General features: G+C 35.8%; 20 protein-coding genes. 8 read left to right on the top strand and 12 right to left on the bottom strand.

Annotated elements, in window-relative coordinates; genetic code table 11:
• The first annotated feature begins 279 nt into the window (after positions 1-279).
• Complete coding sequence (locus QWY78_RS01890) at positions 280-828, top strand: GNAT family N-acetyltransferase (protein WP_290215988.1); 549 nt, start codon at positions 280-282, stop codon at positions 826-828.
• A gap of 309 nt (positions 829-1,137) precedes the next feature.
• A complete protein-coding gene (locus QWY78_RS01895; protein WP_290215990.1) occupies positions 1,138-1,608 on the top strand; it encodes a GNAT family N-acetyltransferase in 471 nt (156 codons plus the stop codon).
• A gap of 242 nt (positions 1,609-1,850) precedes the next feature.
• On the opposite strand, the gene infC is transcribed toward QWY78_RS01895, so the two are convergent.
• From infC to QWY78_RS01935, 8 genes are all read right to left on the bottom strand, one after another.
• Positions 1,851-2,357: a translation initiation factor IF-3 gene (gene infC / locus QWY78_RS01900; RefSeq protein WP_290215992.1), complete on the bottom strand. Its 507-nt coding sequence runs from the start codon at positions 2,355-2,357 to the stop codon at positions 1,851-1,853.
• 92 nt (positions 2,358-2,449) lie between these two features.
• Positions 2,450-4,369, bottom strand: a complete 1,920-nt coding sequence (gene thrS / locus QWY78_RS01905; protein ID WP_290215994.1) for a threonine--tRNA ligase — start codon at positions 4,367-4,369, stop codon at positions 2,450-2,452.
• Positions 4,370-4,662: 293 nt separating this feature from the next.
• Complete coding sequence (locus QWY78_RS01910; RefSeq protein ID WP_290215996.1) at positions 4,663-5,016, bottom strand: hypothetical protein; 354 nt, start codon at positions 5,014-5,016, stop codon at positions 4,663-4,665.
• A gap of 120 nt (positions 5,017-5,136) precedes the next feature.
• Positions 5,137-5,325 carry a hypothetical protein gene (locus QWY78_RS01915; RefSeq protein ID WP_290215999.1) on the bottom strand — a complete coding sequence of 63 codons (189 nt, stop codon included), beginning with the start codon at positions 5,323-5,325 and terminating at the stop codon, positions 5,137-5,139.
• A 10-nt stretch (positions 5,326-5,335) separates the two neighbouring features.
• Positions 5,336-5,950, bottom strand: a complete 615-nt coding sequence (locus QWY78_RS01920) for a DUF4230 domain-containing protein (protein ID WP_435389031.1) — start codon at positions 5,948-5,950, stop codon at positions 5,336-5,338.
• A gap of 1 nt (position 5,951) precedes the next feature.
• On the bottom strand, positions 5,952-6,512 hold the full coding sequence (locus tag QWY78_RS01925) for a TlpA family protein disulfide reductase (RefSeq protein WP_290216000.1): 561 nt from the start codon (positions 6,510-6,512) through the stop codon (positions 5,952-5,954).
• Positions 6,513-6,544: 32 nt separating this feature from the next.
• Entirely contained in the window at positions 6,545-7,012 is a 468-nt protein-coding gene (locus tag QWY78_RS01930) for a pyrophosphohydrolase domain-containing protein (RefSeq protein WP_290216002.1), read from the bottom strand.
• A gap of 154 nt (positions 7,013-7,166) precedes the next feature.
• Positions 7,167-8,306, bottom strand: a complete 1,140-nt coding sequence (locus tag QWY78_RS01935) for an acyl-CoA dehydrogenase family protein (protein WP_290216005.1) — start codon at positions 8,304-8,306, stop codon at positions 7,167-7,169.
• 187 nt (positions 8,307-8,493) lie between these two features.
• Between QWY78_RS01935 and QWY78_RS01940 the strand changes: the two genes are divergently transcribed.
• Complete coding sequence (locus QWY78_RS01940) at positions 8,494-10,371, top strand: endonuclease (RefSeq protein ID WP_290216007.1); 1,878 nt, start codon at positions 8,494-8,496, stop codon at positions 10,369-10,371.
• A gap of 43 nt (positions 10,372-10,414) precedes the next feature.
• On the opposite strand, the gene QWY78_RS01945 is transcribed toward QWY78_RS01940, so the two are convergent.
• The 3 genes from QWY78_RS01945 to QWY78_RS01955 form a co-directional block, all read right to left on the bottom strand.
• Positions 10,415-11,830, bottom strand: coding sequence for a ComEA family DNA-binding protein (locus QWY78_RS01945; protein ID WP_290216009.1), 1,416 nt, complete (start codon positions 11,828-11,830; stop codon positions 10,415-10,417).
• Between the two features lie 85 nt (positions 11,831-11,915).
• Entirely contained in the window at positions 11,916-12,257 is a 342-nt protein-coding gene (locus tag QWY78_RS01950; protein ID WP_290216010.1) for a MerR family transcriptional regulator, read from the bottom strand.
• A 70-nt stretch (positions 12,258-12,327) separates the two neighbouring features.
• On the bottom strand, positions 12,328-13,635 hold the full coding sequence (locus QWY78_RS01955) for a DEAD/DEAH box helicase (protein ID WP_290216012.1): 1,308 nt from the start codon (positions 13,633-13,635) through the stop codon (positions 12,328-12,330).
• Positions 13,636-13,862: 227 nt separating this feature from the next.
• Between QWY78_RS01955 and rpsA the strand changes: the two genes are divergently transcribed.
• The 3 genes from rpsA (at position 13,863) to QWY78_RS01970 (ending at position 19,194) form a co-directional block, all read left to right on the top strand.
• Entirely contained in the window at positions 13,863-15,662 is a 1,800-nt protein-coding gene (rpsA, locus tag QWY78_RS01960) for a 30S ribosomal protein S1 (protein WP_290216015.1), read from the top strand.
• Positions 15,663-15,976: 314 nt separating this feature from the next.
• On the top strand, positions 15,977-18,571 hold the full coding sequence (locus tag QWY78_RS01965; protein WP_290216017.1) for a T9SS-dependent M36 family metallopeptidase: 2,595 nt from the start codon (positions 15,977-15,979) through the stop codon (positions 18,569-18,571).
• 50 nt (positions 18,572-18,621) lie between these two features.
• On the top strand, positions 18,622-19,194 hold the full coding sequence (locus QWY78_RS01970; RefSeq protein ID WP_290216019.1) for a hypothetical protein: 573 nt from the start codon (positions 18,622-18,624) through the stop codon (positions 19,192-19,194).
• Between the two features lie 50 nt (positions 19,195-19,244).
• Here the strand turns inward: QWY78_RS01970 and rplS are convergent, their stop codons facing one another.
• Entirely contained in the window at positions 19,245-19,598 is a 354-nt protein-coding gene (gene rplS / locus QWY78_RS01975; protein ID WP_290216022.1) for a 50S ribosomal protein L19, read from the bottom strand.
• Positions 19,599-19,884: 286 nt separating this feature from the next.
• Between rplS and QWY78_RS01980 the strand changes: the two genes are divergently transcribed.
• Positions 19,885-21,378 (top strand): sodium:solute symporter family transporter, encoded by a 1,494-nt coding sequence (locus QWY78_RS01980; RefSeq protein WP_290216023.1) that lies wholly within the window; start codon positions 19,885-19,887, stop codon positions 21,376-21,378.
• On the top strand, positions 21,375-22,880 hold the full coding sequence (locus tag QWY78_RS01985) for a class I adenylate-forming enzyme family protein (protein WP_290216025.1): 1,506 nt from the start codon (positions 21,375-21,377) through the stop codon (positions 22,878-22,880). Before QWY78_RS01980 ends, QWY78_RS01985 begins: the two co-directional genes overlap by 4 nt.
• Position 22,881: the final 1 nt, after the last annotated feature.

A 22,881-nucleotide genomic window follows, 5' to 3' on the forward strand; every position in this document is an offset into this window, starting at 1 on the left:
GACCATTCCCTCCCTCAGGTCGGGCTCTTCGCTCATACTCCTCATGCCCCCGCGTTCCCATCGCCTATTCCGGGGTAACCGCTGCGATCCCTCACGCGGGAGATGTTGTTCTTATAAAAACCATAGCCCAATCTACACGACCTCATGATTAACTTTTAAGACTTTGCAAATTTAAATTATATTTGTGTTGCAGAAGTATCTTAAGCGAAATTGTAGCACACACGCAGTTATTAATTGGTCGGTTCTCTACACAAATAATTCTTATTTTAAAAGTAAAAAATGAAATTTAATCCCAAAACAGTCACCCTTAAAAATCGTAAAGAAGTTAGAATCAGAACTGCTGAAATTTCTGATGCTGAAAACCTTTTAGCGACCTTAAAAAAATACATCAGTGATAGTGCGTTTATTCCAAAGACTTCCAACGAAATTATTATTACGGTAGAACAAGAAAGGGATTGGATCAGTTCATTTATTCAGAAAGACAATTCCTTGTTATTGGTCGCCGAATTCGAAAATGAAATTATCGGAAATATTGACCTTACAGGAAATCCCAGAATCATGATGCAGCACACCGCTATTATAGGAATGGGAATGTTGACTGATTGGAGAAATGTTGGTTTAGGAACTGAATTTATGAAAAGTTCAATTGATTGGGCTAAAGAAAATCCAATGCTAGAATTGCTCTTGCTCCAGGTTTATTGTGAAAATATATCAGCAATATACTTGTATAAAAAAATGGGTTTTAAAGAAAATGGCATTGTTGAGAACTATTTTAAAAATGGTGAGGAATACCATGATAATTTGATGATGAGTTTGGTCGTAAAATAAAAAAACTGGAAATTATTATATTTTTTTTAAATCTTCTCCCCATATTTAATCTTCTGTATGATTAAATTACTTTTGTTGGAAAGGAATGCAAAAATTGTAATAGCGGTCTAAATTTCTAAATAGAACAAATTGGACACCGTAGTTTTGTTTTTTATAAGAACATAAAGTTGAAAATTATTGATTTTCAAAGCTGATGTGTCCTCTTATAAACTAATTAACGCACCATTTTAATGAACTGAGGGGTCAATAAGTTGAAATTTAGAACATCTTTTAATTTTTAGAAAATAATTTAATTCACATGCAAAAACCATGACCCCAAATAAAATAGAAATAATAAACTTTTCTGATGATCTGAAAGACGCCATCAAAATTCTTAATTACGAATGGCTCGAAAAATATTTTCGGGTTGAGGAAAGTGATATTCGGTCGCTCTGCAATCCAAGAGAAGAGATTATCGAAAAAGGAGGTTTTATTTTTTATGCAAAACTTGATGATGAAATTGTTGGCACGGCATCTTTACTTAAGAAAGAGGAATATATTTTTGAATTGGGTAAAATGGCTGTCTCAGAAAAAGCCCAAGGTCTTAAAATCGGAACACTTTTATTGGAACATTGCTTGTGCATCGCAAAACAAAATCAAATTAAAACCGTAATTCTTTACTCAAATACGCAGTTAGAATCGGCAATTCATCTTTACCGTAAATTTGGTTTTTCTGAAATGAAGCTCGAAAAAGGACGGTATGAAAGAGCCGACATAAAGATGGGGAAACACCTTCTATGATTCAGAGTGCAGCTTGCAGCACAAGCTCTCGAAACTTTGCGTCGAAAAGACCAAGGATTTCTCAAGAATCCATTCGCTTATCAACCGCTACCTTTAAAGACTAGCGTTTTTTATTTAATAGCAATTTCAAGTATTTAAAAGGAGTTTATAAAACCAAAAAAAAAGAGACTCAAAAAGTCTCTTTCTATTTTATAATTCAAAGCGATGTAATCATCAAATAACTACAACAACTCATTGTCAAATTATTTAGCCGGTTTTTTCGGGCTCATCATCATAATCATTCTTTTACCTTCTAATTTAGGCAATTGATCAACTTTTCCTACGTGCTCTAATTCTTGGGCTAATTTAAGAAGAAGAATTTCTCCTTGATCTTTAAAGATGATTGAACGGCCTTTAAAGAAAACATAGGTTTTCAATTTAGAACCTTCTTCTAAGAATTTTTCGGCGTGTTTCTTTTTGAAATCGTAGTCATGCTCGTCGGTTTGTGGACCGAATCGGATTTCTTTTACCGTAACTTTTACTTGTTTGGCTTTTAGTTCTTTCTGCTTTTTCTTTTGCTCATAAAGGAACTTTTTATAATCCAGAATTCTGGAAATATAAGGTTCTGCTTTATCTGAAATAACCACTAAATCCAATTCCTGATCTTTAGCTATTTCGAGAGCTTTTTCTAGCGGATAAACGCCGGGTTCCACATTATCACCTACCAAACGAACTTCTCTTGCGCGGATCTTTTGATTGATCTGGTGCAAATCTTCCTGAACTCGTCTCTGCGGACCTCTACCTCTGTAATGAAATTTCTGTGCTATGGTGTCTTATTTTAATTGGTTAAATTCTAATTATTCTAAATTTTTGCTTCTTTTTTGAAGTAGCTGATAAAGTCTTCGATACTCATTGTTCCGAGATCCCCTTCACCTCTTCTTCTTACAGAAACGGTTTCAGTACCTTCTTCACTTTCCCCAACGATTAACATAAAAGGCAGTTTTTGCAATTCTGCATCCCTGATTTTTTTACCTGTTTTCTCGTTTCGGTCATCAACCAGTCCACAAATATCGTGATTTTCTAGCAATTGCGAAACTTTTTTTGCATAATCCACATATTTTTCACTGATCGGTAAAATGGTGAACTGATCTGGAGCCAACCAAAGTGGGAAATCTCCTGCCGTATTTTCTAATAAGATGGCGATGAACCGTTCCATAGAACCAAATGGCGCTCTGTGAATCATCACCGGTCGATGCTTTTCATTGTCGCTACCAATATAAGTAAGATCGAATCGTTCTGGTAAATTATAATCTACCTGAATCGTCCCGAGTTGCCATTTACGTCCTAAAGCATCTTTTACCATGAAGTCTAATTTTGGACCATAAAAAGCAGCTTCACCATATTCTATGACATAATTTAGATCTTTCTTTTTCGCCGCCTGAATTATCGCATCTTCTGCTTTTTTCCAGTTTTCATCGGAGCCGATATATTTTTCTTTGTTTTCTGGATCTCTTAAAGAAACCTGTGTGACAAAATCTTCAAATCCTAATGATTTGAAAACGTACAACGTTAAATCGATTACATTTTCAAATTCTGCCATCAATTGATCTGGCGTACAGAAAATATGGGCATCATCCTGGGTAAATCCACGAACTCTTGTTAAACCATGAAGTTCGCCAGATTGTTCATATCGGTAAACAGTCCCGAATTCTGCAAATCGTTTTGGTAAATCTTTGTAAGACCATTGACCAACTTTATAAATTTCGCAGTGGTGGGGGCAGTTCATCGGTTTCAACATAAACTCTTCACCTTCGTTTGGAGTTTTGATTGGTTGAAAACTGTCTGCTCCATACTTATCCCAGTGGCCTGAAGTTACATATAATTCTTTGGCGCCAATATGGGGGGTCATCACAAATTCATAACCTGATTTTTTTTGAGCAGCAGAAAGGAATTCTTCTAATTTTTTTCTTAAAGCAGTACCTTTTGGTAACCACAAAGGTAAACCTGCACCCACTTTTTCAGAGAAAGCAAATATTCCTAATTCTTTACCTAATTTTCTATGGTCACGGCGTTTGGCTTCTTCTAAACGCTCCAAATATTCCGTTAAATCTTTTTGCTTTGGGAATGTTATTCCATAAACTCTTGTAAGTTGTCTGTTTTTTTCATCGCCTCTCCAGTAAGCTCCAGCAGCATTGAGAACCTTTACTGCCTTTACAATTCCAGTGGTTGGAAGGTGACCTCCACGGCATAAATCGGTAAAGTTATCATGGGTACAGAAGGTAATTTCGCCATCATTCAGGTTTGAAATTAATTCTGTTTTATAAGGATTATCGGCATATGCTTTCAGTGCGTCGGCTTTTGAAACCGGATATATTGAAAAGGTTGCGTTTTTCTTTGCATTCTCCAACATTTTCTTTTCGATTTTTTCGAAATCTTTTTCCGACAAAGCTTCTTCGCCGAAATCAACATCATAGTAAAACCCTTGTTCAATTGCCGGTCCGATGGTTAATTTTGCGTCTGGATAAAACGCCATAATCGCCTGTGCTAAAAGGTGTGCAGAGGAATGCCAAAATGCTTTCTTTCCCAAATCATCATTCCAAGTGAGAAGTTGAAGCGTAGCATCTGCGGTGATTGGGGTCGTGGTTTCTACCTGTGTTCCGTTTACAACAGCGGAAATGGTGTTTCTGGCCAAGCCTTCACTAATTGATTTTGCTACGTCAAGCGGAGTTATTGTGCTTTCAAATTCTTTGATGCTTCCATCAGGAAGAGTAATTTTAATCATTTTGAACTAAAAATTTTAAGTGGCAAAAATACGGATTTTCTATGAAACTGTCTTTTAGTTTTGGCGTTATTGCCGAAAATATTTTAGATAGAGGTTTTATAGGGCTTTAAATTTTTAATTTCTTGATGTTTTGCTAGGCTAAGATTACTAAAAATGAAGTTTTAGCCCTGATTGAAATGAAAATCCTTTTTTGGGTCTCGGCGACAGGCGAGACCCAAAAAAGATTGTAATGGAAAGCAGGTGTGGTCTTGAGGATAGAATAGATGCTTGCTGCTTCAGATTGAAACGCCAATTTAGTCTTTTGATTGATTTAGGTTGGTTGTTTTTCGTCTGCCAAATGGTATTCTAGCAGTTTTCTGTTGCTTATCTTTTTGATCATTTTCTGGCGTAAGTCCTTGTATTTTATTTATTTCGGCTCCAAATTTTAGCAAAATATTTTTCGCTTTGTGCGCGCGATTTAGGTTAGGAGTGTAGACGGTGACTTCATTTTCATCGATGAAATGGTCTTCTACTAAAGCCTCAGGACGTATTTTACTGTTTTGTGTGAAACCGATGAATTGTTTTACATAACCCGCTTTTTCTAATTGTTTTGCTGCTGATAGGGCATTGTTAATGGTCGGAAAGATTCCGAAAATATGGTAATTCATGACGATAAATTTTGAAGGTGACCGTTTAATATGCTATACCTATAGTAAGCAAATTCTGTGACATTGTGCGAGTATTTTGGGACTTTAGCAATACTTTAACATAAAAAAAATAGCGAAAAATTAATTTTCGCTATTATGATCGGTATTGTCTGTTTTGCCATCGGGCTGTAATTTGGAGGTTTTTTTAATCTGTTTCTTTACCGCTTTTTCATTGTTAACCTCTTCACTGGCGGCTGGTAAATTGGGCAAATCCTGGTTTTGCTTTTTTACTTGCGCCTCTGTGGTTTTTTCATTTTTATCAGAATGCATATTTTTATTTTTAAAGTTTTGATACATCGAGTTGACCGGTTTGGTCTTCGATCTGATAGTTCAAAGCCTTTGCCAAAACAAATATTTGGTCTAAATTTTCTAATAATTGTTTTCTGCCTTCCGCTCTAAGTCGGTTCTGATTGACTGTTTTATAGGCATTATCTTTTGCTGATTTGGTAATTTTCTGAAAATCCTTATCGCTAAAACGGTTGAAAAAAGAATCATCCATCGACTGAATTTCAACACTGGGGATGATGCGAATGTCTGCATTTGGTAATTCTTTGATAATTAGTTTTTTATTGATAGAATCAACTTTAATATTCATTTTAGACAAGTCATAAGTAACCTGTGCATTGGTTTTGGTAAAAGTAATGATCTCTTTTTCGGTAGAAGGTAGGAGCGAGCTCCCCAATAATTGCGAGGTGATTTTTGTTTTTTGCATGCTAGAGAAATCCTGCTCCATGACCACCATTTTATTCATTTTTCGAATTTGATTGGTAATGATGTAATAATCATTCTGAACTTTTTCTTCTGTTTTCTTGGTTAAAGAATTCCATAAAAAGAAGAGTAGCAGCATTGCAGTGGCTCCTGCGATAAAAAATAAGGGTTTTTGGGTTGCTTTCAATTTATTTGATTAAGTCTTTAAGTGAGGTATTGTCTTTTTTAAGGATTTCGAGTAAATCTCTTTCTAAATATCCGCTGGAGGGACTTTCAATAATCCTGCCAATTTCTTTTCCATACTTCTGTACGATAATGGTCGGAACACGCTGAATATTATAGAGTCCTTCTTCACCGCTTGGTGCTTCTTTTTTGCGATTAACGGCAATGATCGTTAATTTGGATTCAGGATATTTGGTTGCTTCCAATATTTTGAAAAAACGTGGGACTTCCCGGTGACTGTCTTCGCACCAAGTTCCCATCACCAAAATAATGTTATAGGAATTAAGTTTTTCTTTTTTTAATTCTGCCAATGCTTTTTGATCGATTTGATAATCATCAAAGCCCTGTATGAACCATTCGCTGTAGGGTTCTTTTAATAATTGGTTTTTTGTTTGATGTCCTAAGAGCATTTTTCCGTCGTTTGTTGTTTCTACTTCTCGGTTGACTACAATTTTCTGCGATTGGCAGGATTGTAAGGCTAAAAAAAGGGTAGAAGCGGTGAATATTATTTTAGTAAAATGTTTCATTATTAATAAATATTGGAGTTGAAAATAAATGGTTAACCCTCGATAATTGATTTTAAATCAGCGGGAGAATAATAGATGTTTTTGAGAACTTTATGATCAGATAAACGATGAACATTGATTTTGTCGCCAGAGTTTTGAGCATAAGCTGCTTCTCCTTTTTCTTTGTAAAAGGCAATTGTTTCAGCGGCTTCCTGCTGGCTTGCGCAAGCTTTAGACATATTAGAACGCTGGACCTCATTAAAGAGTTTACCGAATTTTTCACCCAATCCAAATTCTAAAACAGCGCCACTTAAAACATATTGTAAATCACATAATGCATCAGCAATCTCGACCAAGTCCTTATTATTAATAGCTTCTTGCAGCTCATTTAATTCTTCTTGCAGTAGCGCAACTCTCAATTGGCATCTATCTCTGCTAGGAATTTGAGGGTTTTCTAAAATTGGAGCGTTAAAAGTTTTGTGAAATTCTGCCACTTGATTAAGAGCGTCGATTTGATCCATTAAGTATTAATTTAAACAAATATAGACAATCGGTTGAAAAGAATAAAATAGAGGAAATTTTTTTATTGATTTCTTGGTTAGAAAATTTTTTTGTAGACCATTTTTCACTAAAAAAGCCCGGTAATAACCGAGCTTTGATTTATAACTTATCTTGTTACTTAGAAATTTCTCGACCGATGACCAATCTTTGGATTTCAGAAGTTCCTTCTCCAATCGTACATAATTTTGAATCTCTGTAATATTTTTCTGCAGGGAAATCTTTTGTATAACCATATCCGCCAAAAATCTGAACGGCGTTATTGGCAATTCTTACACAAGCTTCAGAAGCATACAGTTTTGCCATTGCTCCTTCTTTGGTCATTGGCTGTTTTGCATTTTTCAGGTTTGAAGCACGTTGAATCAATAGTTCTGCAGCATCAATTTCTGTAGCCATATCTGCCAACATAAAATTAATCGCTTGGAATTGATTGATTGCTTTTCCAAATTGATGTCTTTCCTTCGAATATTTTAAAGCAGCTTTGTAAGCACCTTTGGCAATTCCCAAACTTAAGGCCGCGATAGAAATTCGACCACCATCCAAGATTTTCATGGCCTGTTTAAAACCTGAACCTACTTCGCCTAAACGGTTTGCATCTGGAACTCTAACACTATCAAAAATAAGTTCTGCGGTTTCTGAAGCACGCATTCCTAATTTATTTTCTTTTTTTCCGGAGCTAAAACCAGCCATTCCTTTTTCTAAAACAAAAGCGGTTGAATTGTTTTTCGCACCTTTTTCACCAGTTCTGGTCATTACCACGGCAATATCTCCTGAAATTGCGTGGGTGATAAAGTTTTTTGCACCAGAAATAATCCAGTCATCACCGTCTTTTACAGCGGTTGTGCTCATTCCTCCTGAATCTGATCCGGTATTATGTTCCGTTAACCCCCAAGCTCCAATTACTTTACCAGAAGCAAGTTGTGGCAACCATCTTTGTCTTTGTTCTTCATTTCCGAATTCATAAATATGATTCGTACATAAGGAATTATGAGCAGCCACCGAGAGACCAATGGATGGATCAACCTGTGAAATCTCATCTAAAATCGTTACGTATTCGTGGTAACCTAAACCAGACCCACCGTATTGCTCAGGAACTACGATTCCCATAAATCCCATTTCTCCTAACTGATGAAATAATTCCACAGGGAAAGTTTGGCTTTCGTCCCAGTCCATAATATTTGGACGGATGTTTTTTTCTGCAAAATCCCGGGCTGTTTCTGCAATCATAGTGAGGTTATGAGTTAGTTCGCTATTCATATTTAATATTTGTTTTCAAAGATATATAAAATGTATAAAATTCTAAAATATTTTAGGGGATTATATGCGTTAATATCCTATAAATATGAATATTCTGATTCATGATCGATTTTTCCTTTTTTAAAAAAATGAAATGTTTCCCCGTTTTTCAAAATCTTATGTTGTAATTTAGCTGCAAATAAACGCAATGAAGCAATTTTTATTTTCTGTTTTCTTTTTGCCTGTATTACTTTTTTCGCAGGCACCAGCTAATTACTATGAGGGGGTATCGGGACTTAATGGTTACGAACTTAAAACCAAACTTCACGACATCATTTCAAACAAAACGATTACGTGGCATTATGGTGATTTACCGAGTTTTTATGCCTTAACTGATGTAGATCATTTTTATGATTATGACGCTTCTAATACTACTTATCTATTAGATATCTACAGTAATAATCCGACTGGAACTACGGCTTACCACTATACAAAAGACAACCTGATCAGTTCCGCCGGAGCGGAAGGTTTAGGTTATAACCGGGAACACATGATGCCGCAAAGTAGCTTTAACAGCAATTATCCTATGTATTCAGATTTATTTTTTGTAATACCTACTGATGCGAGAATTAATCAATTGCGGAGCAATTATCCGTACGGTATTGCAGGAACAACTAATTACTACACGTTTACCAATGGCTCTAAAATCAACAAAAATGCCACGCCTAATTCAGGCTATACCGGACGAGTTTACGAGCCACACCCCGAATTTCGAGGAGATATTGCCAGGAGTTTATTGTATTACGTCGTTCGGTACGAAGGAAAATTAAGTTCTTTTAATTTTTATAATGGCACCTCACCCGCCAATGATACCAGTCCCTTAGATGGATCGGAAGAAAAAGCCTACGAAGAATGGTTTCTTGCCATGCTTTTACAGTGGCATAATAGCGACCCAGTATCAACCCGTGAAATCGAAAGAAACAATCGGGTATATACTATTCAGAAAAATAGAAACCCATTTGTTGATCATCCGGAATGGGTGAATTCTATTTGGAATCAAAATCCTGTCGTGGTGGTTCCAGAAGCACCAAAAAATTTAAGCAGTTCACAAACAAGTGCTTATTTTGTTAATTTGAACTGGAGTCCTTCTACTGATAGTACTATTTTGGGATATAAGATTTATCAGAATGGAATACCTGTTGGTTATGCCAAAAGCACGAATTTTATTGCAGATCATCTCACTCCGTCAACACTTTATCAATTTGCGGTAAAAGCATATTATAAAGATTATACAGAATCAGCGGAAAGTAATTTATTATCAATCCATACTTTAGATCAAGATGTATATTCGAAGGATTTAATGATTACCAAATATTTGGAGGGGTCTGGTGATAATAAAGCAATTGAAATTATCAATAAAACCGGCCATGCTGTTGATTTGAATAAATATCGCCTCAGTATTCAATTCTACAATAATACTTATAACAATTACTATTTCCCAGCACCTTATGAATTAGAAGGGATTGTGGAAAATAATCAGAGTTTTGTAATCTTAAATCCATATTCAAATTTTAGTTGTATCACCAATGAGCAAGCACGGTTTGTTTCTGCGGCACCACAAATGACTTTTAACGGAAGTAATTATATCGAACTTCGCTATGTATCCACTACCATTGATGCGATTGGAATAAGAGGTCAAAATAATTTTGAAATGCTTGGCGATGTTTCTTTGTACAGATCTTCGGCTGTGGTAGAGCCAACGTCTACCTTTAATCTTTCCGAGTGGCAATCTTATCCCGTAGATTATTGCGACAATATTGGAGTTTTGTCTGCTGCAGAAATCAGTGCGGATAAGAAAGACCAGATTTTTTTATATCCAAATCCTGTTTTAGGAACCAAGCTATTTGTTAAGGGTACGCAATTAGAGATGATTCAGCGCGCCACTATTCGTGATTTTACGGGCAAGCAACTTTTAAATATTAAAGCACCATTCAAAAATGGTAATGTACTTGAGGTCGGAAAACTTCTTCCGGGAGTTTATATTCTACAGCTCGATCATCTGTCTTTAAAATTTATTAAGAATTAAATCAAGAATTATTAAAAAATCAGTATCTACGGAAGCTGATTTTTTATTTAAGATATAACTTCATTTTTTGCTCGGCTTCCGGTTTTATGTTCATTGTTCTAAAGAATTTATTCTCATTAGAATAGGTAATTCGATAATAAATAATTTTGTCCGCGTAATATTTAAAATACGGGTGGCTTTTTAACCAAGATTCAGGTGCGTCCATAAATGTATATCTCGGAACTTGATCGATTAATAACGGTGCGGTTGCAATTAATTTTGCAGTTAAATCTTTATCGATATTATAGGTTTCCATTATTTGCGATTTCGTTATAAAACCACCTAGTTTTTTACGGAATCCGATAAAGCTTCCCGCAGCTTTTTCATCAAACCCAAATTCGATGAGTTGTTTAAATGTTATTTCATTGAGGTTGGTTTTTCTAAAATCGGTTTTTGAATCAATTTGAACTTCAGTTTTAGAGGATTGATTTTGTGGCAGATTGCTCAATTCTTTAGGGTTATTCATTTCAGCACTCAACACCATATAAGGTTTTAACTGCTCAAATTTTTCAGCGGAGATTACGAAGCATCTCGCAATATCATCTAAACTTTTGAAGCTTCCTTTTAGATTTTTATCTCTGTAATTGATAATGACTTGTGCTTGTTTTTCTGAGAAACCAAGCGCCTTCCAGCCTTCCAGATTCGTACTATTAGGATCAAAAGGCGAATAGGTGACCGTTGGTTTTTCAAAAGAAGAACTTTTATATGCATGGTTTTTATTCACGATGCTAACTCCCGAACCTGTTTCTGGTAGCAAAAGGTAGGGCTCCAGTTTTCGGTAATTTTCGGCACTAATCATATAGCATTCTTTAAATTTCGCCTTACTGATGAAGCTTCCTCCTAAATAATTTTTGTATTTTAAAATAGAAGTCGATTGTCGCTCTGTAAATCCTAATTTAATAAAATCAGTCACAGAATAGGTGTCGGGATTAAATTTCCCTGGAATCGTTAATCCTCTATTTGAAGTAGAACTATAATTGGAATAGGCATTTTTTCGGCTAGAATTATTGCTGTAGTTTTGATAATAATTTGATTTTCCAGCCTGTGCAGGAAGCAATAAGAACGGTTCTAACTCTTCAAATTTTTCTGCTGAGATCGCGTAGCATTTTCTGAGCTGCTCTTTGGAGTTAAAATTACCGCCAACTACTGATTTATATTTAAGAATGGTAGCCACTTGTCTTTCAGAGAATCCAAGCGACCTCCATTCTTCCTCATTTAATTCATTGGGATTAAATGCGGACAATTGTGTTTTTGTGGCAGAGAGGTTTTCTGCTTCTAAACTTTCGGTAAAATTAATCGGGGAATCTTCCGGTGTTTTTTTGGCATTGAAAAAGTATAAGCCGGAGACTAAAAAAAGACCCGATGTGGCGAAACCTAAAAAATAGTTTTTTGCGGCTGAAAGTGGTAGGTTGAATCTCATGGTCGTAATTTTCAGTAAAGCTAGCCTGAAAAATTAGGACGAATAAGAGAAAAACACCCATTTTTATAAGAGAAAAACACCCTTTTTATTCGGGTCTTTCCACGAGTGATTCTTTTAGTTTTTGCAACTCTGCTTTTACGAACTCCAACCGATCAATCATCGACACGGTTTCAGAGATTTTGGAATTGGTGGTTAAAGCAATTCTAGCTCCATCGAGCGTGTACCCTTTTTCTTTCACCAAATGGTAAATAATCTTCAGGTTTTTAATATCTTCAGGAGTAAAATACCGATTTCCTTTTTTATTCTTTTTCGGTTTAATGATGGGGAATTCCTGCTCCCAATAACGAATCAGCGAGGCATTGACATCAAAAGCTTTTGAAACTTCGCCAATGGAATAATAGAGTTTGTCTGGTAAATTAATTTTCATTTGAAATCGGTCAAAAAAACAAAATTACATAAAATTAAAGACTTTATAAAACGAGATTGATTATGGTGATTTAATAAGCAATTTCGATTTTCGATTTTTTATTTTTTAATCTTTGACCTTCTAATTTTTTCAATAATGCGACTACTTTTTGTCGGTTTACCGCTACATAAGAAGTTGTATCTTTCACTTCGATCAAGCCTATATCATCTTTCTCCAGTTCTCCTTTTTTAATTAAAAAACCTACGATATCAACTTTATTCACTTTATCTTTTTTTCCAGCGCTGATGTAAATGGTTAAAAATGGAGTTCTTGACGGCATTTTATAGTCCTGCGTTAAAACTTCTTCCTGCGTATTTTTTTTAATGAAAGGAAAATTTTCATCTTCGGTCATTATTAAATATACGAAACCTTTAGCATTCATTCTGGCGGTTCTTCCGTTTCGGTGAATGAAAGCGTCTTCTTTCGGTGGAAGTTGATAATGTACAATCGATTCTACCTCTGGAATATCTAAACCTCGTGAAGCTAAATCCGTCGTAATTAAAATTCGGGAAGAATCGTTTTTGAATTTAAGCAGCGCACGTTCTCTTTCGTCCTGTTCCATACCACCGTGGAAGGTTTCCCTTGAGATTCCTTTCTCCTTTAATAATTCTGAAATACGGTCAACCGCATCTCGGTGGTTACAGAAAATAAGCGTTCTTTTATTTCCTATTTTACATAATAATGTAAATAATGTATCTAACTTCTCCTCTGAAGTGGTCATTACTTTGCGCAATTGAAAGTCTGGTTTAATTTCTAAAACTTTTAAGAAATCAACCTGCTCGGGACGATTGACTCCTGTGAATTCTGGAATTTCAGGCATTGCCGTAGCTGAGGTGAGCATTCTTTGCTTCAAATTCGGCATTTCATTAATAATGAAACTCATATCCTCATGAAAACCAAATTCTAAAGATTTATCAAACTCATCTAAAACCATTGTTTCAATTGTGGTCGGATCGAAATTGTCGTTTTTTAAATGATAAGCGATTCTTCCAGGAGTTCCTATCAATAAAGCTGGAGCCTGAATTAAGTTATTGACTTCTATTTTTTTATCGTGTCCGCCATAGCAAACGGTTACTTTGTAATCGGTACCCATGCTTTTGAAAACCTGCTCAATCTGCAAAGCCAACTCTCTAGATGGAACTAAAATGATGGCTTGAATTCCAACCGATCTGGTATTTAAATTTCTTAGAATAGGGAAGAGAAAGCCAAGTGTTTTCCCTGAGCCAGTCGGGGAGAGTAGAATAACATCTTTGTGATCTTCTGTAGCTTTATAGGTTGTTTTCTGCATTTGATTCATGTCCTGAATCTGCAAATTTTGGTAGATTGTCTGTAAGTCCATTTTGCAAAGATAAATGAAAGCTTTTATTAATAACTTTAAATTTAATAATATGATCAAGAAATTTCATTAATTATGATTGGTGGTGTCAAATAAAACCGTATTTTTGCACCACTTTTTGTGGAAGCATTTGGCTTGGTTAAAACATTAACAACTAACATCTTCTCTATTTTTCAAAGTACCACATTAAGCCAAATATTGAAAGGTAAAGAATACAAATTATTTTTATTATGTCAGAAACGACAGACAAGGCAGAGGTTCTTTTGAACCAAAACGTAGCTCCAGAACAATTTGATTGGGATTCATTTGAATCAGGTCTTGATGCAGAATCTAGACAAGAGAAAAGTGAACTAGAAGAAATCTATAATGGATCTCTTAACAATCTTCAGGATAACGACGTTCTTATTGGTAGAGTCGTAAGACTTACCGACAAAGAAGCAATCGTTGACATTAATTTTAAATCTGAAGGTGTTATTTCTTTAAACGAGTTCCGTTATAATCCAGCTCTTGCCGCAGGTGATGAGGTTGAAGTAATGGTGGACAGAAGAGAAGACAAATCAGGTCAATTACAATTATCTCACAGAAAAGCGAGAATCTTGAAAGCTTGGGATCGAGTAAACGAGCTTCACGAAACTGGAGAAATCGTAAACGGTTTTGTAAAATCAAGAACAAAAGGTGGTATGATCGTAGATGTACATGGTATTGAAGCATTCTTACCAGGTTCTCAAATCGACGTTAAGCCAATTAAAGATTACGATCAATTCGTAGGTAAAACAATGGAATTCAAAGTGGTGAAAATCAACCCAGAATTCAAAAATGTTGTTGTATCTCACAAAGCGTTAATCGAAGCAGATATCGAAGGTCAGAAAAAAGAGATCATCGCTCAATTAGAAAAAGGTCAGGTATTAGAAGGTACTGTTAAGAATATTACTTCTTACGGTGTGTTCGTTGACTTAGGTGGTGTAGATGGATTAATCCACATTACCGATCTTTCTTGGAGCAGAGTTAATCACCCATCAGAAATCCTGGAAGACGGACAAACGGTGAAAGTGGTAATCCTTGATTTTGATGACGAGAAAACAAGAATCCAATTAGGAATGAAGCAATTAGAAGCTCATCCTTGGGATGCTCTTTCTGCTGACATGAAAGTGGGCGACAGAGTAAAAGGTAAAGTAGTTGTACTTGCTGATTACGGTGCATTTGTAGAAGTTGCTCCAGGTGTGGAAGGTCTAATCCACGTGTCAGAAATGTCATGGTCAACTCACTTAAGAAGTGCAGGTGATTTCGTAAAAGTTGGAGATGAGGTTGAAGCTGAAGTTTTAACTTTAGACAGAGAAGATCGTAAAATCTCTTTGGGTATGAAGCAATTAAGCCAAGATCCTTGGTCGAATATTGAAGCGAAATATCCCGTAAGTTCAGAGCATACAGGAATTGTAAGAAACTTTACAAACTTTGGTGTTTTCGTAGAATTAGAAGAAGGAATTGACGGACTAATCTATATCTCTGATCTTTCTTGGACTAAGAAAATCAAGCATCCATCAGAATTCTGTGCAGTTGGAGATCAATTGAAAGTTGTAGTTCTAGAATTAGATACTGCAGCCAGAAGATTATCTTTAGGTCACAAACAATTACAAGAAAATCCTTGGGACAAATTCGAAACTAAATATGCGGAAGGAACTGTACATCCAGGAACAGCTACTGAAGTTTTCGACAAAGGAGCGCAAGTTCAGTTCGAAGATCTAGAAGTTGAAGCATTCTGTCCATCAAGATTATTAGAGAAGGAAGACGGATCTAAAATCAAGAAAGGAGACGCTGCAGACTTCAAAGTAATCGAATTCAACAAAGAATTCAAAAGAGTAGTAGTTTCTCATACAGGAATCTTCAGAGACGAAGAAAAGAAAAATGTAAGAGAAGCATCTTCTAACACTTCATCTACAAAATCAACTGGTTCTTCTAGTAACGAAGAAAAATCAACACTTGGTGATTTGGATGTTTTAGCAGAATTGAAAAAGAAAATGGAAGGTAAATAAGCCTTAGTTTTCATGCTATAAAATTTGAGCTGTCGATAGACAGCTCATTTTTTTGATCTTTATTTAGAGCCTGTTTAAATTTGCTTATAAACAAACTCTTAAATTTGAAGCTTATTTTTCCTAAAAGATTCTGTACTGATACCCGAAAATTAGTACACTTTTTTTTAACATGCTAAACATCATCATTAATGATTATTGACAGTCGATAGGCGTAACTTAAAAAAAGAGAAATGAAGATTAATCGTTTATTTTATGTCGAAATTGCAAGAATTATAATTATTTTTTATAAATTCGACTACAAATAAATAATATATATGAAAAATAGAAATTTACCTTTGAAAATTGCGACGGTTTGTTTTCTGCTTTCTTTTGGGCAGGCCAATGCGCAAGATTTTAAAACCATCATTCAGAGCCACATTGCTGCGAAGAGTGATTTTATGAAACCAGATTTAAAAAGTTTCGAAATTATTAATGAAGATTTTTCAACATCGATGAAAGGCGATGTGGTGAAAATTCAACAATCCTACAACGGAATTCCGATTTATAATGCAATCGGTACCGCTTTAATTAAAGATAAAAAGATCAACTATTTCGATGATAATTTTGCAAAAAATTATACAACTATTGCAAAACCAGCCTCCGCTACTGCGAATACCTCAATTTTCGCAAATACTGCGCAAGCTCTAGGTTTGAAAAATGCAGTCCAATACCAATTGATTGGGATTAAAGACGAAGAGAAAGAAGGCGTTGCAAATGTAAGAAACAGACTGATTTATTTTCAAACCGAGAATAATGATTTGAAATTATGCTATGAATTTGTTTTTGAAGAAAAGGGAACCTCCAACTATTGGGCAATCCTGGCAGACGCTTCAACAGGTCAAATTTTAAACAAAGAAAACTTAACACTTTCGTGTAATTTTAGGCATGATGCTTACAGCCATGATTATTCAGCACATCTTCCCGCGGGTTTTACCGAAGATTTTAGCGCAGATGAAAACAAGCTAATTGGTCCTGCGGCTTTAGCTCCATCAAACGCCAGTTACCGTGTCTTTGCCTTACCACTAGAAAGTCCAAATCATGGATCACGTACCTTGGTTTCTAACCCTTGGTTTCTTGATGCGTCGCCAGAAGGTTGGCACGGCGTTACCGGCGGAACTTATGTTGGGAATTATACCACCACAAGAGGTAATAATGTACATGCATATGACGACAAAAACAATATAAATGGACCAGGAGGATCACCAGATGGTGGAGCAGGTTTGGCTTTTGATTTTCCATTTGTTTTAAATGCGACCAACGCAAACTTGCCGGCAGCTACCACCAATTTATTTTATATCAGTAATAAAATTCATGATATTTTTTATCGCGTTGGTTTTACAGAAACTGCGAGAAATTTTCAAGCATTCAACTTTGGAAAAGGCGGTAGTCAGAATGATTATGTACAGGCAGAATCTCAAGACGGAGGTGGCCGTAATAACGCTAATTTCGCAACACCAGCAGATGGTACAAGACCAAGAATGCAAATGTATCTTTGGGATCCATCCAATTTTAATCGATTTTATTACAATGCACCAAGTTCAGCCGTTGGTCGATATGTTTCGACCTTAGTTTCTACTACATTTGGACCTGAATTAGATGCGACCGGTGTTACTGCGGATGTTCTGTTGTCTCCTGTTTTAGACGGTTGTACCAGTTTACCTGCCGCTTCGCTAGCGGGTAAGATTGGCGTGATACAGAGGGGTGACTGTAATTTTACGGTGAAAGTAAAAAATGCGCAAGACGCGGGTGCAGTAGCTGCTATTATTTACAGTCTACCAAGCTCTACTGTCACAGCGGGTATGGGAGGAGAAGATCCAACAGTTACAATCCCATCAGTATTGATTGAATATACAGAAGGAGTTTATTTAAAAGATCTTCTTGTTGCTGGAAACGTAAACGTGACTTTAAAGTATGATGCAGATCTGCAGCCAATTAGAGATGGTAGTTTTGATAATGGAATTGTAATTCACGAATACGGTCATGGAATATCTAACCGATTAACTGGTAATGGTTCTTCATGTCTATCAACAACATTTACCAAAGAACAAATGGGCGAAGGTTGGTCTGATTTCTTTGCTTTAATGTTAACCAATCAGCCAGGAGCTACCAAAGATGTAGCCAGAGGAATAGGAACCTATGCAATTTCGGAGGCGACTACCGGCTTAGGAATTCGCCCTGCCAAGTACACACCAGACTTTGATATTAATAGTTATACGTATGAAGATACCAATGGAATGGGGACAGATGCCTCACCCCTGGTTCACTCCATCGGATTTGTTTGGGCAACCATGCTTTGGGATCTTCATTGGAAATACGCAGAAAAATATGGATATTCTTCTGATGTCATGGCAAATACGACCAACGGAAGTACCAGAGTATTACAATTGGTTACAGACGGTTTAAAACTTCAAGGTTGTAGCCCAAGCTTCATCGATGGTAGAAATGGAATCCTAGAAGCAGAAATGAATACCACCGGCGGCGCAGATAAATGTATGATTTGGGAGGTTTTTGCCAGAAGAGGTTTAGGAGTTAATGCTTCCGCCGGTTCAAAAACAAGTATTAGCGACCAAGTTGGAGATTTCAATGTGCCGCAAGAATGTCTAAACTTGGCAACAAGCAACATTGCAGCCAATAAAGGCATGAGTATTTATCCGAACCCAGCAAAAGACGAGTTCTTTATCAAAGCAGATAAAAATGTACTAGGAAAAGTGAATGTTGAAATTTATGACGCTTCCGGGAAACTAGTTTCTAAGCAGAAAATTTCTTCCACAGATGCAGTAAACACGCAAGCTTTACCAAATGGAGTTTATGTGGTAAAAGTTTCAGGATTAGGAGTGGAGTATTCTTCTAAACTGATGATTAAAAAATAAACTTTAATTAATATCTTTGAACCGTCTTGTTAAATCAAGGCGGTTTTTTTATGCAAACACTCTTGAATTTTATCCTTAATCCGCACGGTATAATCGCTAAAGAATTTTTAAAACTAGGAATTGTAGATTTCAAGTCCGCAGTAGAATCTGTTCAATTATTACCTTATAAAAGAAATAAAGTTAAAGAAAATCACCTTTGTATTTTTGATGATTTGGGTGGTACTTGCAGTACGAAACATGCATTATTAAAAAATTTGGCTGATGAAAATAATGTTGATGAAGTAAAATTAATACTGGGTATCTTTAATATGAATAAAGAAAATACCCCCAAAATATACCCTATTTTAAAAAAATATAATTTGACCCACATCCCCGAAGCTCATAATTATTTGAAATATAAGAACGTTATTTTTGATTATACCAGAAAAAATTTTTCTGCAGAAAATTTCATTAAAGATTGGGTAGAAGAAATAGAAATCGAAGCCTCACAAATCACTGATTTTAAAATAAAATACCACCAGAATTTTCTAAGAAACTACTTAGCACAACAATCTTCAATTCCTTACAGTTTAAGAGATTTCTGGCAAATAAGAGAAGAGTGCATCGCTACTTTACAGCAGTAAAAAACCCATCAAAATAAATTGATGGGTCTTTTGTAATATCGTAAATTGAATTACTTTCTGTAAGCAGCGTCTTTAATTCTCGCTTTTTTACCTCTAAGGTTTTTGAAGTAGAAAATTCTCGCTCTTCTTACTTTACCTCTTCTGTCGATTTCAATTTTTTGCAATGCAGGCATGTTCATAGGGAAAACTCTTTGAACTCCAATTTCACCACTCATTTTTCTGATGGTAAAAGTTTTTGTAGCTCCGGTTCCTCTAATTTGAAGTACCACTCCCTTGAAGAACTGGGTTCTGGTTTTTGCACCCTCTCTAATTTCGTAATACACGGTGATGGTATCACCTGCTTTGAATTTTGGGAATTCTTTTTTTGCAATGTACTTGTCCTGTACGTACTGTAATAAATCCATTTTTTTATAAAAAATATTTTTTGTCAAGCTAAACAACGTTCACGCCCTTCGTCAGAGGTTGATTAACAGGTTGCAAAAATACTACAATTTTTCTATTTGACAAACATTTCATTTACAATATTTTAAAAGAATTTTGTAAATTGGGTCACACTATAGTCAATCTGCATTTAATAAAGAATTATAATGATTTATATCTTTATTTCTATTTAAGTCATATCTTCGTTTTCTACTCTTAACGCTGAAACTGAATATTTAATTCCGTTTTTTGTTGGACTAAAATCAACCTATGAATTCTGAAAACCAATGGCCGCTCTACATCAGCATTGTGCTGATAGTCTACATGCTCGTAATTCTATTCTTTGTGATTCGCGGAGCTTCCAAAGCAAAAAGTATCAGCGATTATGCGGTGGGAAATATCGGTTTTCCTTCTTGGATTGTCGGGCTCTCACTTGCGGCATCCATGACCAGTGCGGCAACATTTGTTATTAATCCGGGTTTTATTGCGCTCTATGGTTTTGCTGGTATACTTTCTATGGCGGTTGTTTTGCCTCTAGCTGCCTTCGCTTCTTTAATTTTCTTTACCAAAGGTTTTGCAAAATATGGCAAATTAATCAAGGCGAAAACCATGGCAGAATGGATCGGAAATCGTTTTAATAATAGAGCATACAAATTTTTCTTCGCGGTGGTAGCCATGTTGCTGGTCACTTTTATTGTTTTGATTAATGTGGGTTTAACTCAGGTTATTTCTAAATCAATCCAGATCGAACCATTTTATGTCTTACTCGGAATCACCGTTTTTGTGTTTGGTTATATGATGTTTGGTGGCGCCAACTCCATGGTATATACCAACACCATACAGGCCTTAATTATGGTTGTAGTCGCTTTAATGATGATTTTTTCCGGTGTTGATTTATTTGAAGGGGGCTTTGATGGCTTTGTCGGAAAACTCAATACCATCGATCCAAATTTAACCACCACTTTTAATACCACAAGCCCGCTGTATCGTGATTTTTTTGAAGTCGTTATCTGTCAGGCGATTGTTGGGGTGGCGATTGTTTGTCAGCCGCATATTATGACGAAATCTTTAATGCTGAAAAATCCAGAGAAAGTAAACGCTTATCTCTTTTTTGCAATTTCTGCCATGGTTATATTTTTCCTCATTGTAATTGCAGGTTTGTACGCCAGAATAATGTTTCCTGATTTAATGAATGACGGTGCCCAAATGAGAATGGATGAGATTATTCCTAATTATGTTGTAAAACGGTTTTCTGCTGCGGCTGGAATTATTGTTATTGTAGGTTTAATTTCTGCGGGATTATCAACTCTAGAGGGTTTGATTCAATCCTTATCAATTACGGTAACTTCGGATATTCTAGAACCTTTATTCGGCGAAAAAGTTTCTGATAATGGCTTGGTTATCAATAAATTTGTGATTGTTCTTTTAGCAATTGTGAGTTTCTACCTTTCGTGGAACCAGATTAAATCACCCAATTTAAGTGTGGGAATTTTTGGTCAAATGGGAGTTTATGGCTATTTTGCTGCCGCATTTGTGCCGGTTTTGTTCGGTACGTTTGTGAAAAATGTAAAATCATCCACGGTATTTATCGCCTCGATTGTCGCAATCCTTGTTCATTTTGGAATCTTCTATTTAAAGCTGACCCCATACATGAAAGGAACCGTTGGGAATCCTGGTGTTTCTGCTGCGATTGCAATTGTATCTTCCGTAGTCGTAGCCGTAATTTTACATGCCTTTAATAAAAATAAAGCAAAAATTGCATGAGTGTTTTAGATTGGATTGCGAAATGGGCAGATTATGCACCGCAAAAGATTGCCGTTGCTGATTTAGAAAGCGGTGCAGAATTTTCATATCGTGAACTTCATCTACGGGCGAATGAAATGGTTCATTTGCTAAAAGAAGAATATAAAGAAGGTGACCGTGTTGCGGTGCTGCTAGAACATTCCATTGATTTAATTGCACTATTTTCTGCTTGCCAAAGATTGGGTTTAATTTTAGTTCCTCTTAATTATAAACTTTCTACGCCCGAAATTTTTCAGCAGCTTAAAGACTGTGAGCCGTCTCTCGTAATTTACAGTGAATTTTTTTCCTCACCGATTTCTTTAATTAAAGATTCCTTCGAGACCATTACCCTCGCAGATTTTAATCATCAGGTTTCGAAATTTATCGGTCAAGAACTCATTTTATTAAATGAAATTAAAGAAGAACTGCCGGTTTTTCTTTTTTATACTTCGGGTACCACAGCCGAACCAAAAGGGGTTTTGTACACCAACAAAATGCTGTTTTGGAACAGTTTAAATACCACCATGCAACTCGGCATTTCAAATCAAGATACCACGTTGAGTATTTTGCCGCCTTACCACACCTCGGGCTGGAATATTTTTGTAACTCCTTTGCTGCACAATGGTGGTAAAATATTGATGCTCAGTAAATTTGATCCCGATAAAATCCTTTATTTCTTGCAGCAGCATAAAGTAACTTTAATGATGGCGCTACCCACAATTTTGCAAATGATCTCAAAATGTGAGGGATTTTCTAAAGCAGATTTTCCTCATTTAAGATTTATTATTTCGGGTGGCGAATCCATTAGTAAAGAAATTATTGAATTGTGGAGAAATGAAAAATTAGTAGATATTCGCCCAGGTTATGGTCTGACTGAAGCGGGGCCAAGCATCACCTCCTTGCACCAGGATTTTAGTATAAGCAAGCCCAATTCAATTGGTAAACCTAATTTTTATGTGGATTTGGACATTGTTGATCCCAAAGGAAATTCTTTAAAATGCAATCAACTGGGTGAATTAAGAATTAAAGGAGAGATCGTAACTCCAGGTTACTGGAACAATTCTATCGCAACCGCAGATAAAATTAAAAACTCGTGGTTTCATACGGGTGATCTGGCGTACCGCGATGAAGATGGTTTTTATTATTTGAAAGGTAGAATTGATGATATGTACATATGTGGTGGCGAAAATATTTTTCCGCAGGAAATAGAAAATGTCCTTAATCAACATCCCGCTATTCTTCGGTCGCTGGTGATTCCGATGAAAGATAATGTTTGGGGAAAAAAAGGCATTGCTTTTCTGGAAACAAAGCAAGAAATCACGAATGAAGATATTTTAGAATTTTTAAAAGATAAACTGGCTCGATTTAAACATCCCAAAGAATTCCTGTTTTTTAAAGATTTTCCGCTAACAGGTTTTGGTAAGATCTCTCGTAAAGATTTAAAACGAATGTATCAGCATCAAAAACAAAAAAGCAACTACTAAT

The organism is Kaistella yonginensis, from assembly GCF_030409525.1.
In the GTDB taxonomy this organism is placed as follows: domain Bacteria; phylum Bacteroidota; class Bacteroidia; order Flavobacteriales; family Weeksellaceae; genus Kaistella; species Kaistella yonginensis.

Coding starts and splice junctions, on each gene's coding strand:
- QWY78_RS01890 (WP_290215988.1), top strand. CDS start 280: ATGAAATTTAATCCCAAAACAGTCACCCTTAAAAATCGTAAAGAAGTT.
- QWY78_RS01895 (WP_290215990.1), top strand. CDS start 1,138: ATGACCCCAAATAAAATAGAAATAATAAACTTTTCTGATGATCTGAAA.
- thrS (WP_290215994.1), bottom strand. CDS start 4,369: ATGATTAAAATTACTCTTCCTGATGGAAGCATCAAAGAATTTGAAAGC.
- QWY78_RS01910 (WP_290215996.1), bottom strand. CDS start 5,016: ATGAATTACCATATTTTCGGAATCTTTCCGACCATTAACAATGCCCTA.
- QWY78_RS01915 (WP_290215999.1), bottom strand. CDS start 5,325: ATGCATTCTGATAAAAATGAAAAAACCACAGAGGCGCAAGTAAAAAAG.
- QWY78_RS01925 (WP_290216000.1), bottom strand. CDS start 6,512: ATGAAACATTTTACTAAAATAATATTCACCGCTTCTACCCTTTTTTTA.
- QWY78_RS01930 (WP_290216002.1), bottom strand. CDS start 7,012: ATGGATCAAATCGACGCTCTTAATCAAGTGGCAGAATTTCACAAAACT.
- QWY78_RS01935 (WP_290216005.1), bottom strand. CDS start 8,306: ATGAATAGCGAACTAACTCATAACCTCACTATGATTGCAGAAACAGCC.
- QWY78_RS01940 (WP_290216007.1), top strand. CDS start 8,494: ATGAAGCAATTTTTATTTTCTGTTTTCTTTTTGCCTGTATTACTTTTT.
- QWY78_RS01945 (WP_290216009.1), bottom strand. CDS start 11,830: ATGAGATTCAACCTACCACTTTCAGCCGCAAAAAACTATTTTTTAGGT.
- QWY78_RS01950 (WP_290216010.1), bottom strand. CDS start 12,257: ATGAAAATTAATTTACCAGACAAACTCTATTATTCCATTGGCGAAGTT.
- QWY78_RS01955 (WP_290216012.1), bottom strand. CDS start 13,635: ATGGACTTACAGACAATCTACCAAAATTTGCAGATTCAGGACATGAAT.
- rpsA (WP_290216015.1), top strand. CDS start 13,863: ATGTCAGAAACGACAGACAAGGCAGAGGTTCTTTTGAACCAAAACGTA.
- QWY78_RS01965 (WP_290216017.1), top strand. CDS start 15,977: ATGAAAAATAGAAATTTACCTTTGAAAATTGCGACGGTTTGTTTTCTG.
- QWY78_RS01970 (WP_290216019.1), top strand. CDS start 18,622: ATGCAAACACTCTTGAATTTTATCCTTAATCCGCACGGTATAATCGCT.
- rplS (WP_290216022.1), bottom strand. CDS start 19,598: ATGGATTTATTACAGTACGTACAGGACAAGTACATTGCAAAAAAAGAA.
- QWY78_RS01980 (WP_290216023.1), top strand. CDS start 19,885: ATGAATTCTGAAAACCAATGGCCGCTCTACATCAGCATTGTGCTGATA.
- QWY78_RS01985 (WP_290216025.1), top strand. CDS start 21,375: ATGAGTGTTTTAGATTGGATTGCGAAATGGGCAGATTATGCACCGCAA.